This is a genomic window from Mesorhizobium sp. B2-5-4, from assembly GCF_006441095.1.
GTDB classification, from domain to species: domain Bacteria; phylum Pseudomonadota; class Alphaproteobacteria; order Rhizobiales; family Rhizobiaceae; genus Mesorhizobium; species Mesorhizobium salmacidum.
Genome location: NZ_VFUR01000002.1, coordinates 386,794 through 404,046, shown reverse-complemented (window position 1 = coordinate 404,046; position 17,253 = coordinate 386,794). Strand labels below are relative to the sequence as shown.

Here is a 17,253-nt window from a genome sequence, read left to right as displayed (position 1 = left end):
TGCGGCCCGCGAGCACAAGCGCGGGCCGTTGCCAGCCTCGCACTCACCCGAAATCTGCCTATCGGGCGGAGGCCGGCTTGCGGGCCGGTATGGTCATGGCCGCCACGCCGGCAACGACAAAACCCATGCCGAGCCAAGCCGTGGGGCCCAGGCTTTCACCGAGGAACACGGCGCCAATGCCGACGCCGATCGGCACGCGCAGATAGGCCTGAGACGTCGTGCCGACCGACCCCAGCGTGTGGATCAGACGGAAATAGATGACGAAAGCCAGTGCCGTCGAAAACACGGACAGGCCGAGCAAAGCGAGTATGGAAGCCGCCGAAGGCGCCAGCGTCCACGGCTGGTCGACCGCCAGGCTGAGCGGCACCAGCATGATCGCGCCGCACAGCATCGAACCGGCGGCGGGAAGCATCGGATCGAGGCCCCTGAAGCCGCGGCCGAAAATGGCGGCGCCCGCATAGCACACCGTTGCCGCGACGATGGCTAGCTGTGCCCAGAGCTGGTGGCCTATGCCGCCAAGCGCCTGCGTGCCGACGATCAGGCATATGCCGGCAATGCCTGCGCCGACGCCGACCAGCTTGCGCGCCGTCACCGGCTCATGGCGGGTGATGAGCGCCGTCAGCAGGAAGGTGAAGATCGGCGAGGTGGCGTTGAGGATGGTGGCAAGGCCGGCGTCGACCGAACGCTCGGCGGCGGCGATCAGCGTGAACGGGACGACGCTGTTGAGGCAGGCCTGGAAGGCGAAGCGGCGCCAGCTTGCCGCGTCGCCCGGCATGGCAAGGCCGCGCCAGCGGATGACGGCGAACAGGATGGCGCCGGCGATCAGGGTGCGGGCGGCGATGAAGGTGATGGGCGGGATGGTCTCGACGCCGATCTTGATGAAGGTATAGGACGCCCCCCACAGCACCGCCAGCGCGCCGAGCAACACCAGGTCGGTGGTCGTATCGCTCTTTGCTGACATGGGCTTGCCGCCTTCGGATCGGGATCGAACAAGCCCTTTTAGGCAACGCCACGGCGAAATGCTTCGGCCACGATCGAATTGTCGTAACGCCTGGGTACAACGAAAACCAACTGCAAAACTGTCTTGCAGGCGCGCAGTCGCGGGCTTCTTCGGCAAAGGACGGGCCTCGCCGATACGCCGGCAACGACAGAAAATCGGTTGCCAGTTTTCAGGGTCATGCTGTAGACCCGCGCGGGCATGGCAAGAAGCCGGCTCGGGTTTTGGCGGAGACATTGATGCCGGATTATGACGTGCTTTGCATCGGCAATGCGATTGTCGACATCATCGCCCAGTGCGAGGAGGACTTCCTCGAGACCAACGGCATCATCAAGGGCGCGATGAACCTCATCGACACCCACCGCGCCGAATTGCTCTACAGCCGCATGGGCCCGGCGATCGAGGCCTCCGGCGGCAGTGCCGGCAACACGGCGGCTGGTGTCGCCTCCTTCGGCGGACGCGCCGCCTTCTTCGGCAAGGTCTCCAACGATGCGCTGGGCGAAATCTACGCGCATGACATCCACGCGCAGGGCGTCGCCTTCGACACCAGGCCGCTCGAGGGCGAGCCGCCGACGGCGCGCTCGATGATCTTCGTCACCCCCGATGGCGAACGCTCGATGAACACCTATCTCGGCGCCTGCGTCGAACTCGGGCCGGAAGATGTCGAGGCCGACAAGGCGTCGGGCGCCAAGGTCACCTATTTCGAAGGTTATCTATGGGACCCGCCGCGCGCCAAGGAAGCCATCCGGCAGACGGCGAAACTTGCGCACGCGGCCGGTCGCGAAGTCTCGATGACCTTGTCGGATCCATTCTGCGTCGACCGCTACCGCGACGAATTCCTCGACCTGATGCGCTCGGGCACGGTCGACATTGTTTTTGCCAACAGCCACGAGATCAAGTCGCTTTACCAGACTTCGTCCTTCGACGAGGCGCTGGCGCAGATCCGCAAGGATTGCAAGATCGCGGCGGTGACCCGTTCCGAAAAAGGCTCGGTCATCGTACGCGGCGACGAGACCGTGGTCATAAAGGCAACCACCATCAAGGAACTGGTCGACACGACAGGCGCCGGCGACCTCTACGCCGCCGGTTTCCTGCATGGCTATACACAGGGCCGAGACCTCCAGACCTGCGGCGATCTTGGCTCACTGGCGGCCGGATTGGTGATCCAGCAGATCGGCCCAAGGCCACGGCAGAACCTGCGCAAAGAGGCAGAGCAGGCGGGATTGTTGTAGGAACGCCTTTCCTTCTCCCCTTGTTGTGGGAGAAGGTGGCCGCGAAGCGGCCGGATGAGGGGTGTTCCAGCTTGGCAATGGCGGCACTCCGTCCAGCACCCTCAACCGTCTTGGGCGAGTCACGGGCCTCGCCCGCCCTTCGGGCCCCGCAGGGAGAAGGCAAGCGCGGACCGCTTCTCACCGTCGCGCAGTTGTCACAGACCGCTCCTAAAGGCAAATGCGATCGTGCCGTGACTGACATTTCGGCACGCTAATCAGGGTGTGGAGCAATGCAGGACAGCAATCTGTCGGATCGCTGCATCTGTTGCCGTCGCGCTTTCCATTTTCCGCCGTAACCGTTCTACAACCGGCCGCGGCTGAGGGAGGAGCGCGCGCGGCCCCAGAAGACAGATGCATGACCAGATTTCAGACTAAGACGACCGGCATCACGCAGGACGATTTCGCCGACATGGTGGCGGAAAAAGTCGAGCGTGCGCTTGCTCACTATGACGAGGCCATCAACGGCCCGACAATGATCTCGGTCGGCAAGATCGCCGGCAGCATAGCGTCCGCGGTCACCTTGCTGTCGCCCAAGCACCAGCGCGCCATCGACGCCATTCACGCCGACCTTCCCGGCCTTGCCTCGAAATTCGTGCGTGCGCTCGCGGCGGAAGCCGCGCGCCGCAGCGAAGCTGGCACGGTGGGGACGACGACGCTGTCGGCAGAGGCCGAAACGCTTCCCGCGCTTCCCCAGTCCGACGACCTAGAATCGATGCTGATCGAGGACTGGGCCGGCCGCGTCGCCGGCTCGACCTACCTCGAGGAAAACCTGCGCATCGCCCGCTCCACCCTGCACCGCTGGCAGAGACGGGGCGACGTCATCGCGCTGCGCAAGGGCGGTCGCAAGCACGTCTTCCCGCTGGCGCAGTTCGTCGACGGCAGGCCGGTGGCAGGCATAAGCGATGTGCTGGAGATCATCGGCAATCCAAGGCTCGCATGGCTGTGGCTGACCCGCCCAGCGGCTCAGCTCGACGGTCGCATTCCGATCGACCTGTTGCGCCAGGACCGGGCGGAGGAGGTGGTCGAGGCGGCGCGGGTGTTCGCGCCGGGGTGAGAGACCCAGTCTGATCGCCAGCTTTCGTCCGCCACGCCGACCGCTCCTCAAGTCCCCGCCGTATACGCCGCGATCGCCGCCATGTTCACGATGTCTGAGTCCTTGGCGTTCAGCGAGACGATCTGCACCGGCTTGTTCAGGCCGACCAGCAGCGGGCCGATGACGGTCGAACCGCCGAGTTCCTGCAGCATCTTGGTCGAGATCGAGGCCGAGTGGAACGCCGGCATGATCAGCACATTGGCCGGGCCGGTGAGCCTTATGAACGGATATTGCGCCATGGCGCGGGCGTTGAGTGCCACGTCGGCTGCCATTTCGCCGTCATATTCGAAATCGACGCGGCGCTTGTCGAGGATGCGCACGGCTTCCTGGATGCGCTCGGAACGCTCGCCCTGCGGGTGGCCGAAGGTGGAATAGGCGAGCATGGCGAGTCTTGGCTCATAGCCCATGCGGCGGGCAAATCCGGCGGCCTCCTCGGCGATGTCGGCGATCTGCTCGGCGTTGGGCATGTCGTGGACGGCGGTGTCGGCGACGATCACCGTGCGGCCGCGCGCCAGCACGATCGAGACGCCGATGACGCGGTGGCCGGGCTTGGCGTCGATGACGCGCCTGATATCGTCGAGCGCGGTCGAATAGTTGCGGGTGACGCCGGTGACGATGCCGTCGGCATCGCCCAGCGCCACCATGCAGGCGGCGAAATGATTACGGTCGTTGTTGATCAGCCGCTGGCAGTCACGAAACAGGAAGCCTTTGCGCTGCATGCGTTCGTAGAGGTAGTCGGTGTAGATCGAATTGCGGCGCGACAGACGCGCATTGATGATCTCGATGCCTTGTTTGTTGAGGTCAATGCCGGCGTGCCTGGCGTTCTCCTTGATGACGTCGTCGCGGCCAAGCAGGATGGCAGTGCCGAGCCGCTGGTTCACATAGGAGACCGCGGCGCGCATCACCTGCTCCTCCTCGCCTTCGGCGAAGACGATGCGCTTGGGCTGGCGGCGCACGCGGTCGTAGATACGCTGCAGGGTCGAGGCGATCGGGTCGCGGCGGGCGGAAAGCTCCTGCGCATAACGGTCGAGATCGATAATAGGCTTGCGGGCGACGCCCGAATCCATTGCCGCCTTGGCCACGGCGATCGGAATGGCGGAGATCAGGCGCGGGTCGAACGGCACCGGAATGATGTAGTTGGGACCGAATTTCGGCCGGTTGCCCTGATAGGCGGCGGCGACGTCGTCGGGCACGTCCTGGCGCGCCAGTTCGGCGAGCGCGCGAGCGGCGGCGATCTTCATGTCGTCATTGATGGTGGTGGCCCTGACATCCAGCGCGCCGCGGAAGATGTAGGGGAAGCCGAGTACGTTGTTGACCTGATTGGCGTAGTCCGAGCGCCCGGTGGCCATGATGGCGTCAGTGCGGATCTCGGCCACTTCCTCCGGGGTGATCTCGGGATCGGGATTGGCCATGGCGAAGATGATCGGGTTCTTGGCCATCGACTGCACCATGGCGGTGGTCAGCGCCCCCTTGGCGGAAAGGCCGAGGAAGACATCGGCGCCGTCGAGTGCTTCGGCCAGGCTGCGCGCATCGGTCTTGATCGCATGCGCCGACTTCCACTGGTTCATGCCCTCGGTGCGACCCTGGAAGACCACGCCCTTGGTATCGCACAAGGTGATGTTTTCGGGCGAAAAACCCATCGCCTTCATCAGTTCGATGCAGGCGATGCCGGCGGCGCCCGCGCCATTGCAGACCAGCTTCGTGGTCTTCATGTCGCGGCCGGTTACCTCCAGCGCGTTGATCAGGCCGGCGGCCGAGATGATGGCGGTGCCGTGCTGGTCGTCGTGGAAGACCGGGATGTCCATCAGTTCGCGCAGGCGCTGCTCGATGATGAAGCATTCCGGCGCCTTGATGTCTTCCAGATTGATGCCGCCGAAGGAGGGACCGAGGAAGCGCACGCAGTTGATGAACTCGTCGGCATCCTCGGTATCGACCTCGAGGTCGATGGAATCGACATCGGCGAAGCGCTTGAACAGTACCGCCTTGCCTTCCATCACCGGTTTGGAGGCCAGCGCGCCGAGATTGCCTAGGCCAAGGATGGCGGTGCCGTTGGAGATGACGGCGACCATGTTGCCGCGCGTCGTGTAGTCGAAGGCTCTCGATGGATCCTCGGCGATGGCGCGCACTGGCACGGCGACACCAGGCGAATAAGCGAGGCTGAGATCGCGCTGCGTCGTCATCGGCTTGGTGGCGACGATCTCCAGCTTGCCGGGCCTGCCCATGGCATGGAATTCGAGCGCTTCCTGTGCGCTGACGGACGGACCGTTGTTCTCGGTTTTCCTGGCCATGATGCTTTTGATTTCCTCGCCGGTGGGACACCTTTTTGAAGCGGGTGCCTGTGTGCTTGCGAATTAAGACCACGGGCCGCCGCGTGTAAACCACGAAGCTCTGCAAAGCTGCTTCAAAGCGGACACGCTCGGTCAGGAGCCATTCTGCGCCACCCTGGATGCCATGATTTCATGCGCATGCTGGCGGGCCGTTGCCCATCGCCGCAGCGTCCTGGTTCCGGGGAACGGCCATTGCGATAGCGGCGGTTGGCTGCTCCCCAGTCTCTTCAGCAGGTCGGCCAGGAATACTGTGAGTTCCTGCCGTTGAGCCCGCACCTTGGCCAGCGTGCGGTTGCGAATCTCCTCGCGCGGAATGGCGCGGTCGCGCAACGTCTCGACGGCGCGCCGGATCGGGCTCGGCGATGATGCAATAGTCCGGATTGAAAAAGACGTCCCGGCCGCCAAGACTAGGTGTGGTCACCACCGGCAACCCGGCCATCATATATTCCATGCTGGAGCACATTGCCCCTTCCGCCGCCGACAGACAGAGCCCGACCGCGGCCTGGTTGTAGACGCGATTGACCTCCTGCGGCGCCAGCCAGCCAGTCAGGCGATCACACCATCGAGCAATGCACGCTGAATAGCCCCTTCCATGGAAAGATGGCTCGCGGTCTTCCCCTGCTTTCTATTCCCCCGGCATTAAACCGCGCCATCACATCTGCTAGCGTGCCGCGCCATGAACATGCACAGCCCGAACGAGCCCGACGCCGCCCCCGAGGTGATGACGCCGCCGCAGCCCGGCGCTGCCGCCGTCACGCCGATGATGGAGCAATTCATCGAGATCAAGGCGGCGAACCCGGATTCGCTGCTGTTCTACCGCATGGGTGATTTCTACGAGCTGTTCTTCGACGATGCCGAGAAGGCGAGCCGGGCGCTGGGCATCGTCTTGACCAAACGCGGCAAGCATCAGGGCCACGACATTCCGATGTGCGGCGTGCCGGTGCATGCGGCTGACGATTACCTGCAGAAGCTGATCGGCCAGGGATTCCGCGTTGCCGTCTGCGAGCAGATCGAGGATCCGGCCGAGGCCAAGAAGCGCGGCTCCAAATCGGTGGTGCGCCGCGATGTGGTGCGGCTGGTGACGCCGGGCACCATTACCGAGGACAAATTGCTGGCACCCTCGGAATCGAGTTTCCTGATGGCGCTGGGCAGGGTGAAGGGCGGAGCGGAGCCAAGAGGCGGGGAGCGCGGTAGCGCGACAGGGCACCAAGGAAGCTTTGCAATTGCCTGGATCGACATCTCGACCGGCGCCTTCCGCGTCGCTGAGACTACCGCCGACCGGCTGCTCGCCGACATCTTCCGTGTCGATCCGCGTGAGCTGATCGTCGCCGAGCCGGTGTTCCACGATCCCGAGCTGAAGCCGGTTTTCGACGTGCTCGGACGTGTCGCCAGCCCACAGCCGCCTTCGCTATTCGATTCGGCCTCGGCCACGGGACGGATCGCGCGCTTCTTCGAGGTGGCGACACCAGACAGTTTCGGCACGTTTTCGCGCTCCGAACTGTCGGCGATCTCGGGCGCCATCGCCTATGTCGAGAAGACGCAGAAGGCCGAACGGCCGCCGCTGTCGCGGCCCGAGCGCGAGGAGCAGGGCTCGACCCTGTTCATCGACCCGGCGACGCGCGGCAATCTCGAACTGCTGCGCACGCTGTCCGGCAGCCGCGAGGGTTCGCTGTTCAAGGCGATCGATCGCACGGTGACCGGCGGCGGCGCAAGGCTGCTCGCCGACCGGCTGATGGCGCCGCTCACCGACCCGGCGGCCATCGGCGCACGGCTGGATTCGGTGTCGTTCTTCCGTTCCGAAGTGCGGCTTTGCCAGGCAGTGCGGATGAGCCTGAAGAGTGTCGCCGATATGCCGCGTGCCCTGTCCAGGCTGGCGCTCAACCGGGGTGGCCCGCGCGATCTCGGGGCGCTCCGCGCCGGCTTCGAGGCGGCAGGCGCCATCGCTGAAACCTTTGCCGCGATCGCCCTGCCCCAGGAATTAGCCGGCGCGATGGCCGCGATTCAGGCGCTGCCCAAGACACTTGCCCAACATCTCACCCAGGCGCTCGGCGAGGAACTGCCGCTGCTCAAACGCGACGGCGGTTTCGTTCGCGGCCGCTACCATGCCGAACTCGACGAGATGCGGGCGCTGCGCGACGAGTCGCGCAAAGTGATCGCCGGGCTGGAGCGCTCCCTGATCGAGGAGACCGGCGTCCGTTCGCTGAAGATCCGGCACAACAACGTGCTCGGTTACTACATCGAGGTGACGGCCAACCATCATGCCGTCATGACCGGCAGCGATGGCGCCAAGGCGCGCTTCATCCATCGCCAGACCATGGCCAATGCCATGCGCTTCACCACGACCGAACTCGCCGAACTGGAGACCAAGATCGCCAATGCCGCCGACCGGGCACTGAGCATCGAACTGGCCGCCTTCGATGCGCTGACGGCCGAAGCCGTCGGCCAGGCCGAGGCGATCCGCGCCGGCGCCGATGCGCTCGCCGTGCTCGACGTGTCGGCGGCACTTGCACTTTTGTCGGAAAGCGAGAGCTGGTGCCGGCCGGTGGTGGATTCCAGCCTTGCCTTCGAGATTTCAGGCGGCCGGCATCCAGTGGTCGAACAAGCGCTGCGCCGTTCGGGCGAAGGCCCGTTCGTCGCCAATGATTGCGACCTCTCGCCGGAGGGAAATGCCAAGAACGGCGCGATCTGGCTGCTGACCGGCCCGAACATGGGTGGTAAGTCGACGTTCCTGCGGCAAAACGCGCTGATCGCGATCCTGGCCCAGACCGGCTCCTTCGTGCCGGCGGCGTCTGCCCATATCGGGGTCGTCGACCGGCTGTTCTCGCGCGTCGGCGCGTCGGACGATCTGGCGCGCGGCCGTTCGACCTTCATGGTCGAAATGGTTGAGACGGCGGCGATCCTCAACCAGGCCGGCGAACGCGCGCTGGTGATCCTCGACGAGATCGGCCGCGGCACCGCAACGTTCGACGGCCTGTCGATCGCCTGGGCGGCGGTCGAATATCTGCACGAGAAGAACCGCTGCCGGGCGATCTTCGCCACCCATTTCCACGAGATGACGTCGCTTGCCGGCAAGCTGGCGCGGCTTTCCAACGTCACCATGCGGGTCAAGGAATGGGAGGGCGACGTCGTTTTCCTGCACGAGGTCGGCAAGGGCGCCGCCGACCGCTCCTACGGCGTGCAGGTGGCGCGGCTCGCCGGCTTGCCAGAAGCGGTGGTCGAACGGGCCAAGGCGGTGCTGCACCAGTTGGAGGAAGGCGAGGTCTCCGGCAAGACCAACCAGCTGGTCGACGACCTGCCGCTATTTTCGGTGGCGGTAAAGCGGGAAGCGCCAAGGCCGATGAAGAGCGACGCGCTGGGCGCAGCACTGGGTGACATCAACCCCGACGAGATGACGCCAAAGGAGGCGCTGGAGGCACTTTACCGGTTGAAGGGACTGGCGGGGAAGTAGTCAGATCATCTCCAGCCCACTCTTCCGGCTGGGTGGCGGGAACGCACTGTCGAGATCGGCGATGTCCTGCGGCGTAAGCTTTATGTCCAGCGCGGCAAAATTCTGGCGGACGTGCGCCTGGCTGCCGGCCTTGGGAATGGCGATGACGCCGTCCTGCTGGATTACCCAGGCCAGGGCGATTTGCGCCGCGGTTGCGCTGTGACGGGCTGCGACCTCGGCGAGCCTGGCATTGTATGCCAGCGCGCCCTGCTCCACCGGCGAATAGGCCATCAGTGGGATGCCACGTTTCCTCATCCAGGGCGTGAGATCGAATTCCGGGCCGCGGCGGACCAGATTGTAAAGCACCTGGTTGGTCTGTACCTTGTCGCCGTCGGACAGGAGTCCCAATTCCTGCATCTCGTCGGTGTCGAAATTGCTGACGCCCCAATGCCGGATCTTGCCGGCTTTTTTCAGCGCCTCGAAGGCTTCGACCGTTTCCGATAGGGGCACGCTGCCCGGCCAATGCAGAAGATAGAGATCGATGCGGTCGGTGGCGAGGCGCTTCAGGCTGTTCTCGCAGGCGCGCTGCAGGCCGGCCCGCGAAGCGTTGGAAGGCAGGACCTTCGAGACCAGGAAGACCTCGGCGCGGCGCCCGGCGATAGCTTTGGCCACCACTTCTTCCGCACCGCCGCCGGCATACATTTCGGCGGTGTCGATCAGCGTGACGCCGAGATCGAGACCGAGCTTGAGGGCATCTACCTCCTCGGAGCGCCGGCGCGAATCCTCGCCCATCTTCCACGTACCCTGGCCGAGAACGGGTATGGCCTCGCCGCAGGGCAGCGTGGTGGTCCTGACGCTCGATTCCATGGCCTGGCTCCGTGGTACCCGATCGCATCGAGCCGCGACGAGACTCCGGAAGGAGTTCTCGCCGGGCCCTGCTTGGCGATGCCGGAAGCTTACTTCACCGGATGGGCGGCGAGCCAGTCCTGCATCTGCTTGATTTCGGCTTCCTGCGCGGCGATGACGCCTTCGGCGAGCTTGCGGATTTCCGGATCCTTGCCGTTGGCCAGCTCGACCTTGGCCATGTCGATCGCGCCCTGATGATGCGGAATCATGCCGCGGACAAAATCGACATCGGCATTGCCGGTATATTGCGAGGCCATCATGCCGGTATGCATCTTTTCCATAGCCGCCTTGTAGCCCGCCGTCGAAGGGCCTTCCGCCCCCATGGCCATGGCGCCCATGTCGTGCTTCATCTCTTCGCTCTGCGCCGGCACGCTTTCGAGGAAGACGGCAAGCAGCATTCCGGCGGCCATCAGCAGCAGCACGAGTTTTTTAGCCAAGGTCATTCATGGTCTCCTGTTGGTTGGGTTTGGTATCTGGGAGTTGATCTCAGAGTTTCAATGTTCTGAGCCGCAATGCGTTTGCGATCACCGAGACGGAGGACAGGCTCATCGCCGCCGCCGCCAGCATCGGCGACAAAAGCGTGCCGGTGAGCGGATAGAGCACGCCGGCGGCGACCGGCACGCCGAGCACATTGTAGAGGAAGGCGAAGAACAGGTTCTGCCGAATGTTACCGATGGTCGCCTGGGCCAGTGTACGGGCGCGGACGATGCCGTTCAGGTCGCCCTTGACCAAAGTGATGCCGGCACTCTCGACCGCGACATCGGCGCCCGTTCCCATGGCGATCCCGACATCGGCGGCGGCAAGCGCCGGCGCGTCGTTGACGCCGTCGCCGGCCATGGCAACGCCGGCACCCCTGCCGCGCAGTTCGTCGACGAGCGCCGCCTTCTGTTCCGGCAACAGACCTGCCCGAACCTCGTCGATGCCGAGACGTCCAGCGATCGCCTTGGCGGTGCGCTCATTGTCGCCGGTCGCCATGATGATCCTCAGCCCGCTGTCATGCAGCGCCTTGATCGCCTCGGTCGTGGTCGCCTTGACCGGATCGGCGACGGCGACGATGCCGGCCAGCTTGCCGTCGACAGCGACGAACATCGCCGTCTTGCCATCGCCCTGCAACGCTTCCACGCTGGCCAGGATTGCGGAAACGTCGATGGCGAGATCGGCCATCATCACGGTATTGCCGAGCGCGACCCTCTTGCCCCATACCGTGCCGGAAACGCCCTTGCCGGTAACCGCTTCGAAGCTGCCGGCCTCGGCGATCTTCACGCCGCGCTGGCCCGCCCCGTCGACGATGGCCTCGGCCAGCGGGTGCTCCGAGCCTTTTTCCAGGGTCGCGGCGTATACCAGCAATTCGTCCTCGGAAAAGCCACTGGCAGCCACGACGTCGGTCAATTTCGGCCGGCCCTCGGTCAGCGTGCCGGTCTTGTCGACGATCAAGGTGTCGACAGCGGCGAAGCGTTCAAGCGCGGCGGCTTCCTTGATCAGCACGCCGGCATGCGCGCCGCGCCCGGTGGCGGTCATGATGGACATCGGCGTGGCGAGACCCAGCGCACAGGGACAGGCGATGATCAGCACCGAAACCGCCGAGACGATGGCGAAGATCAGGCTGGGCTCGGGGCCGAAGACCGCCCAGGCGATGAACGAGGCGATGGCGACGAGGACGACGGCCGGGACAAAGTAGAAGGAAACACGGTCGGCCAGGCCCTGGATCGGCGCGCGCGAGCGCTGTGCCTTGGCGACGAGTTCGACGATGCGCGACAGCGTGGTCTCGGCGCCGATCCGTTCGGCGCGCATGATCAGCGAGCCATTTTTGTTGATCGTGCCGCCGGTCAAGGCGTCGCCTTCGGCCTTCTCGACCGGCAAGGGCTCGCCCGTGATCATCGATTCATCGATGGAGGAGCGGCCTTCGAGCACCGTGCCGTCGACCGGGACGGCATCGCCGGGACGGATGCGCAGGCGCTCGCCGGTCTTGACGTCGTCCAGCGGCACATCGCTCTCGGAACCGTCCTCGGCGATCCGCCGTGCGGTCTTCGGCGCGAGGTCAAGCAGAGCTCGGATCGCCGATCCGGTCTTTTCGCGGGCGCGCAGTTCCAGCACCTGGCCGAGGAAGACCAGCGCCACGATGACTGCGGCTGCCTCGAAATAAACCGGCACCGCACCGCCATGGCCGCGAAACTGATGCGGAAAGATGTCCGGGAAGAGCGTGGCGGCGACGCTGTAGAGATAGGCGGCGCCGACGCCGAGCGAAATCAGCGTCCACATGTTGGGGCTGCGGTTGAGGATCGAGTCCCAGCCGCGATGGAAAAACGGGAAGGCGGCCCAGAGCACCACCGGGCTCGCCAGGACCAGTTCGATCCAGACCTTTGCGCGATCCTCGACCAGGCCCTCCAGCGACAGGCCTACCATCGGCGCCATGGCGATGATCAGCAGCGGGAGCGACAGCACCGCGCTCACCCAGAGCCGCCTGGTGAAATCAACCAGTTCGGGATTTGGCCCTTCATCGCCGGTTGGCACGCCCGTTGGCTCGAGCGCCATGCCGCAGATCGGGCAGGAGCCGGGCTTGTCGCGGATGATCTGCGGATGCATCGGGCAGGTGTATTGCGTGCCCTTGGGCACCGGCGCCGGTGCCGGCCTGCCGCCGAGATAGGTTTGCGGCGCCGCCTCGAACTTCGCCTTGCAGCCGGCGGAGCAGAAATAAAAGCCTTGGCCTTCATGGCGGACAAAATGTTTCGCCGTCGCGCGGTCGACGCTCATGCCGCAGACAGGGTCGGTCGCCGTCAGGTAGCTTTCCGGCTCGGCCTGAAACTTCGAACGGCAGCGCTCACTGCAGAAATGATAGAGGCGGCCGCCATGCTCGAATGTCGGTTTGCCGGCGGCCGGATCCACGGTCATGCCGCAGACCGGGTCGCGCAGAGCCGCATCCGAGGCGGCGCCTTTCGGCGCGCAACAGCCGCCATGCGAGCCGTGCGTGTGATGATCGTGATCTGAATGCGTCATTCTAAAATGCCTTGATTGTCACTGCTTCAAAACCCGAGGTAGTGCTTCCAGTAACTGGAAGGTCAAGGGCCGTTTTGGTTTTCCGCATTTCAAGCCCCGTGAAATCGATCGACCCCCTGCACAAAGGCCGAGCTCGTGCTAAAACTTTTCTTGCTAATATTCTCCGCATCCCATTCAGCCCGCTAGATTTCGGTCGACAATGAAGTGCCTGGTCATAAATCTCGATCGGTCCCCGGACCGACTTGCTCACATAAGTGCAGAGTTCGCCCGGATTGGCACCGCGTTCCAACGCGTTGCGGCGATCGGTGCACGCAGCCACCCCGAAGTCGGGCAGCAACCGCAACTTCCGATGTATGTCCCCGGGGTTTGTTGGGCAGCGAGATTGCTTGCCTGCACAGCCACCGCCTCTGCTGGGCGATCTTGGCGCAGGAAGAGGCCCCCTACGGCGCCATCTTCGAGGACGACGTGGTTTTTTCAGCAAATGCCGGTCCGTTGCTTGCCTGCCATCCCAAGAAAAAATAAGTTTTGTTGAAGAATGAAGCGCCTGGTCATCAACCTCGATCGATCTCCCGACCGGCTTGCCCATACGACGGCGGAGTTTTCGCGCATCGGCCTCGGATTCGAGCGGGTTGCCGCAATCGATGCAAGGGACCATCCGGAGCTCATGCTGCAGCGCCAGCATCCACTGTATGCGGTGCGGCGCCTGTCCGGCAGCGAGATCGCATGCCTGCACAGCCATCGCGCCTGCTGGACCATTATCGCGCAAGACGACGCGCCCTATGGCGCCGTCTTCGAGGACGACATGGTGTTTTCCGCGAAAGCCGGTGCGCTGCTTGCCGATACTAGCTGGATTCCGGCCGATGCCGATGTCGTCAAGCTCGAGACATTCTTCCACACAACCGTGATCCAGAGGGAGAGGTTTTCCGTCGGCGGCGGTTTTTCGCTGTTCAGGCTCCGCAAGAACCACATCGGAACTGGCGGTTACCTGCTCTCCCGGCAAATGGCACGTGCTCTTCTCGAGGCGACCGCCGACGTCAACGTGGCGGTGGACAGTCTCATCTTCGACCCTGCGTTCGCTACGTCAAGCGGCAAGACGATCTACCAGCTGGTCCCGGCGCTCTGTGCGCAGGAGCAGTTCGTGGGCAACAGGTTGCCGAGCCTGGTTGAACCGGGACGGGAGGCCGAGTGGGTCGCAAGCGGGCTCGCCGGCGGACACAGGATGCCGGCTCTCGCGCGGATACGCAGGGAGGCCCGGCGGGCAGCGCGGCAGATCACCGATCTCTGCAGGCTGCGGCGGCAGATTGTCGTACCGCTCGCTCCAGTCGAGGCAAACGACTAGAGCGTTTGCCGGATCGACAGCAGGCCCATACCCAGCGCCACGAAAACACGCTATAGACGCCGCCCAAAAGACAGGGCCAACCGGTATCCATGGCGAAAATTTCCCTGAAGCTCGATGAATTGATCGACGGAGACGCTTTGCGCCGCGAGATGACCGCGCTGACCGCGGCCAGTGCCGGCGACGGTTCCAGCCAGGCCATCCGTGCTGCCGTTCTTCAGCTTCTCAAGGGGCGCCTCGCCGAGGGCCGCAAGACAGCCGAGGCCATGCTGAGGCAAGATGGCGGCGGCAACGCTTGCGCCGAACGGCTGTCGCACCTGATGGACGAGCTGATCTGTGCGCTCTACGACTTTGCCGCGACGCATGTATACCGAGTGAAGAACCGGTCCTCGGCCGAACGCATGGCGGTCGTTGCCGTCGGAGGCTATGGCCGCGGCACGCTGGCGCCGGGATCCGACATCGACCTCCTGTTCCTGCTGCCCTACAAGCAGACGCCGTGGGGCGAACAAACAGTCGAGTACATGCTCTACATGCTGTGGGACATGGGGCTGAAGGTCGGCCATGCCACCCGCAACATCGATGAGTGCCTCAGGCTGTCGCGCACCGACATCACCATCCGCACCTCGATCCTGGAAGCCCGTTTCCTGTGGGGCGAGCGCAAACTCTATGACGAGCTGATGCTGCGCTTCGACCATGAGGTGGTGCGCACGACCGGCCCGGAATATGTGCAGGCCAAGCTCGCCGAACGCGACGAGCGCCATGCCAAGGCCGGCGAAAGCCGCTATCTGGTCGAACCCAACGTCAAGGACGGCAAGGGTGGGTTGCGCGATCTGCAGACGCTGTTCTGGATCGGCAAGTATTTTTACCGCGTGCGCACCGGCGAGGAACTGGTCGAGAAAGGCGTCTTTACCGAGGCCGAGTATCGTGAGTTTCAGAAGGCCGAGGATTTCCTGTGGGCGGTGCGCTGCCACATGCATTTCCTCATGGGGAAGGCCGAGGAGCGGCTGCATTTCGACATCCAGCGCGAGATCGCCGAACGGCTCGGCTATACGACCCATCCCGGCCTGTCGGCTGTCGAACGCTTCATGAAGCACTATTTCCTCGTCGCCAAGGATGTCGGCGACCTGACCCGCATCTTCTGCGCCGCGCTGGAGGAAGAGCAGGCCAAGCACGTTCCCGGCTTCAACCGCATCTTCCTCACCTTCCAGCGCCGTAAGCGCAAGCTTGCCGGCACGTCCGACTTCATCGTCGACAACCATCGCATCAACATCGCCGACGACGGCGTCTTCGAGCGCGACCCGGTCAATCTTCTCAGGCTGTTCTGGTTCGCCGACAAGCACGGGCTGGAATTCCATCCCGATGCGCTGAAACTGCTCACTCGTTCGCTCGGCCTGGTCAACAAGTCGCTCAGGCGCGACGAGGAAGCCAACCGGCTGTTCCTCGACATACTGACCTCGGACCGCAACGCCGAACTCAACCTGCGGCGCATGAACGAGGCGGGGCTGCTGGGCCGGCTGATCCCGGATTTCGGCAAGATCGTCGCCATGATGCAGTTCTCGATGTACCACCACTACACGATCGACGAGCACCTGATCCGCTGCATCGGCGTGCTGGCCGAGATCGAGCGCGGCGACGGCGAGAAGGTGCATCCGCTGTCGCATTCGCTGATGCCGGGCCTGAAGAAGAGCCGCGAGGCGCTCTATGTCGCCGTGCTGCTGCACGATATCGCCAAGGGCAGGCCTGAAGACCATTCCGAGGCCGGCGCCAGGATCGCGAGGCGGATCTGCCCGCATATGGGGCTTTCGCCGGCCGATACGGAAACCGTCGCCTGGCTGGTCGAGAACCACCTCGTCATGTCGATGACGGCGCAGACCCGCGACCTCAACGACCGCAAGACGATCGAGGACTTCGCCTCGATCGTGCAGTCGGTCGAGCGGCTGAAGATGCTGTTGATCCTGACCGTCTGCGACATCAGGGGCGTCGGACCGGGCGTATGGAATGGCTGGAAGGGCCAGTTGCTGCGTACGCTCTACTACGAGACCGAACTGCTGCTGACCGGCGGCTTTTCGGAAGTCTCGCGCGCCCAACGCACGGCGGCAGCGCGCGAACGCCTGGCGGAGGCGCTCGCCGACTGGCCCGACAAGGCGCGCAAGCGCTATGTCAGGCTGCATTATGAAAACTATCTCCTGACCGTGGACCTGCCGGACCAGCTCCGCCACGCCGAATTCATTCGCGAGACGGACGCGGCTGGCAATAAGCTCGCCACCATGGTCAAGACCCATCAGTTCGAGGCGGTGACCGAAATCACCGTGCTGGCGCAGGACCATCCCCGTCTTCTCTCGGTCATTGCCGGGGCATGCGCCGGGGCCGGCGGCAACATCGTCGACGCGCAGATCTTCACGACATCGGATGGCCGCGCTCTGGACACGATCCTGATATCGAGGGAGTTCGATCGCGACGAGGACGAGCGCCGGCGCGCCGAGCGCGTCGGCCGGCTGATCGAGGACGTGCTGTCGGGCAAGAGCTGGCTGCCGGAGATGATCGAGAAACGCACCAAGCCAAGGCGCGGATCCAAGGTGTTCAAGATCCCGCCGCGCGCCGAAATCCGCAACGCGCTGTCGAACCGGTTTTCGGTCATCGAGGTCGAAGGGCTCGACCGCCCTGGCCTTTTGTCGGAGATCACCGGGACGCTGTCCGACCTGTCGCTCGACATTGCCTCGGCGCATATCACCACTTTCGGCGAGAAGGTCATCGACACCTTCTACGTCACCGACCTCACCGGCCAGAAGATCGACAGCCCAGCCCGCATCGCCACTATCCGCAACCGGCTGATCGCGACGCTCGAAGGCATCGTGCCGGAACGCGGCGGCAGGTCCAAGGCAGCCGCCGAGTGACGGCCATC

General features: G+C 64.3%; 12 protein-coding genes and 2 pseudogenes. 7 read left to right on the top strand and 7 right to left on the bottom strand.

The features are described 5' to 3' along the window. Positions 1-58 precede the first annotated feature (58 nt). The gene (locus tag FJ492_RS04475; protein ID WP_140768671.1) at positions 59-961 is read right to left on the bottom strand and encodes an EamA family transporter; all 903 of its coding nucleotides are present in this window, start codon (positions 959-961) and stop codon (positions 59-61) included. 275 nt (positions 962-1,236) lie between these two features. Between FJ492_RS04475 and FJ492_RS04470 the strand changes: the two genes are divergently transcribed. Both FJ492_RS04470 and FJ492_RS04465 read left to right on the top strand, forming a co-directional pair. After that, positions 1,237-2,229, top strand: coding sequence for an adenosine kinase (locus FJ492_RS04470; protein ID WP_140509130.1), 993 nt, complete (start codon positions 1,237-1,239; stop codon positions 2,227-2,229). A 394-nt stretch (positions 2,230-2,623) separates the two neighbouring features. Further along, positions 2,624-3,322 carry an antitoxin Xre/MbcA/ParS toxin-binding domain-containing protein gene (locus FJ492_RS04465; RefSeq protein WP_140768669.1) on the top strand — a complete coding sequence of 233 codons (699 nt, stop codon included), beginning with the start codon at positions 2,624-2,626 and terminating at the stop codon, positions 3,320-3,322. Positions 3,323-3,369: 47 nt separating this feature from the next. Here FJ492_RS04465 and FJ492_RS04460 read toward each other — a convergent pair whose 3' ends face one another. The 3 genes and pseudogenes from FJ492_RS04460 to FJ492_RS29065 form a co-directional block, all read right to left on the bottom strand. Next, the gene (locus tag FJ492_RS04460) at positions 3,370-5,649 is read right to left on the bottom strand and encodes an NADP-dependent malic enzyme (protein WP_140768667.1); all 2,280 of its coding nucleotides are present in this window, start codon (positions 5,647-5,649) and stop codon (positions 3,370-3,372) included. 132 nt (positions 5,650-5,781) lie between these two features. Next, entirely contained in the window at positions 5,782-6,018 is a 237-nt protein-coding gene (locus FJ492_RS29070) for a hypothetical protein (protein WP_246673939.1), read from the bottom strand. Positions 6,019-6,094: 76 nt separating this feature from the next. Then, positions 6,095-6,226 (bottom strand): annotated as a pseudogene (locus tag FJ492_RS29065) (glycosyltransferase family 1 protein); the annotation flags it as partial. Between the two features lie 138 nt (positions 6,227-6,364). Between FJ492_RS29065 and mutS the strand changes: the two are divergent. Beyond that, positions 6,365-9,136, top strand: coding sequence for a DNA mismatch repair protein MutS (gene mutS / locus FJ492_RS04450; RefSeq protein WP_140768665.1), 2,772 nt, complete (start codon positions 6,365-6,367; stop codon positions 9,134-9,136). On the opposite strand, the gene FJ492_RS04445 is transcribed toward mutS, so the two are convergent. The 3 genes from FJ492_RS04445 to FJ492_RS04435 form a co-directional block, all read right to left on the bottom strand. Beyond that, positions 9,137-9,982 carry an aldo/keto reductase gene (locus tag FJ492_RS04445; RefSeq protein WP_140746227.1) on the bottom strand — a complete coding sequence of 282 codons (846 nt, stop codon included), beginning with the start codon at positions 9,980-9,982 and terminating at the stop codon, positions 9,137-9,139. Between the two features lie 89 nt (positions 9,983-10,071). Then, positions 10,072-10,464, bottom strand: a complete 393-nt coding sequence (locus tag FJ492_RS04440) for a DUF305 domain-containing protein (protein ID WP_140509121.1) — start codon at positions 10,462-10,464, stop codon at positions 10,072-10,074. A 43-nt stretch (positions 10,465-10,507) separates the two neighbouring features. After that, on the bottom strand, positions 10,508-13,015 hold the full coding sequence (locus FJ492_RS04435) for a heavy metal translocating P-type ATPase (protein WP_140768663.1): 2,508 nt from the start codon (positions 13,013-13,015) through the stop codon (positions 10,508-10,510). Between the two features lie 199 nt (positions 13,016-13,214). Between FJ492_RS04435 and FJ492_RS29545 the strand changes: the two are divergent. The 4 genes and pseudogenes from FJ492_RS29545 to FJ492_RS04420 form a co-directional block, all read left to right on the top strand. Further along, positions 13,215-13,282 (top strand): annotated as a pseudogene (locus FJ492_RS29545) (hypothetical protein); the annotation flags it as partial. A gap of 99 nt (positions 13,283-13,381) precedes the next feature. Further along, a complete protein-coding gene (locus FJ492_RS29540; protein WP_348641902.1) occupies positions 13,382-13,537 on the top strand; it encodes a glycosyltransferase family 25 protein in 156 nt (51 codons plus the stop codon). Positions 13,538-13,550: 13 nt separating this feature from the next. Then, on the top strand, positions 13,551-14,354 hold the full coding sequence (locus FJ492_RS04425) for a glycosyltransferase family 25 protein (RefSeq protein ID WP_140768661.1): 804 nt from the start codon (positions 13,551-13,553) through the stop codon (positions 14,352-14,354). An 89-nt stretch (positions 14,355-14,443) separates the two neighbouring features. After that, positions 14,444-17,245 carry a [protein-PII] uridylyltransferase gene (locus tag FJ492_RS04420; protein ID WP_140768659.1) on the top strand — a complete coding sequence of 934 codons (2,802 nt, stop codon included), beginning with the start codon at positions 14,444-14,446 and terminating at the stop codon, positions 17,243-17,245. Positions 17,246-17,253: the final 8 nt, after the last annotated feature.

Bases quoted from the DNA above. Each gene is read 5' to 3' on its own strand.
- FJ492_RS04475 (WP_140768671.1), bottom strand. From the start codon at position 961: ATGTCAGCAAAGAGCGATACGACCACCGACCTGGTGTTGCTCGGCGCG.
- FJ492_RS04470 (WP_140509130.1), top strand. From the start codon at position 1,237: ATGCCGGATTATGACGTGCTTTGCATCGGCAATGCGATTGTCGACATC.
- FJ492_RS04465 (WP_140768669.1), top strand. From the start codon at position 2,624: ATGACCAGATTTCAGACTAAGACGACCGGCATCACGCAGGACGATTTC.
- FJ492_RS04460 (WP_140768667.1), bottom strand. From the start codon at position 5,649: ATGGCCAGGAAAACCGAGAACAACGGTCCGTCCGTCAGCGCACAGGAA.
- mutS (WP_140768665.1), top strand. From the start codon at position 6,365: ATGAACATGCACAGCCCGAACGAGCCCGACGCCGCCCCCGAGGTGATG.
- FJ492_RS04445 (WP_140746227.1), bottom strand. From the start codon at position 9,982: ATGGAATCGAGCGTCAGGACCACCACGCTGCCCTGCGGCGAGGCCATA.
- FJ492_RS04440 (WP_140509121.1), bottom strand. From the start codon at position 10,464: ATGACCTTGGCTAAAAAACTCGTGCTGCTGCTGATGGCCGCCGGAATG.
- FJ492_RS04435 (WP_140768663.1), bottom strand. From the start codon at position 13,015: ATGACGCATTCAGATCACGATCATCACACGCACGGCTCGCATGGCGGC.
- FJ492_RS04425 (WP_140768661.1), top strand. From the start codon at position 13,551: ATGAAGCGCCTGGTCATCAACCTCGATCGATCTCCCGACCGGCTTGCC.
- FJ492_RS04420 (WP_140768659.1), top strand. From the start codon at position 14,444: ATGGCGAAAATTTCCCTGAAGCTCGATGAATTGATCGACGGAGACGCT.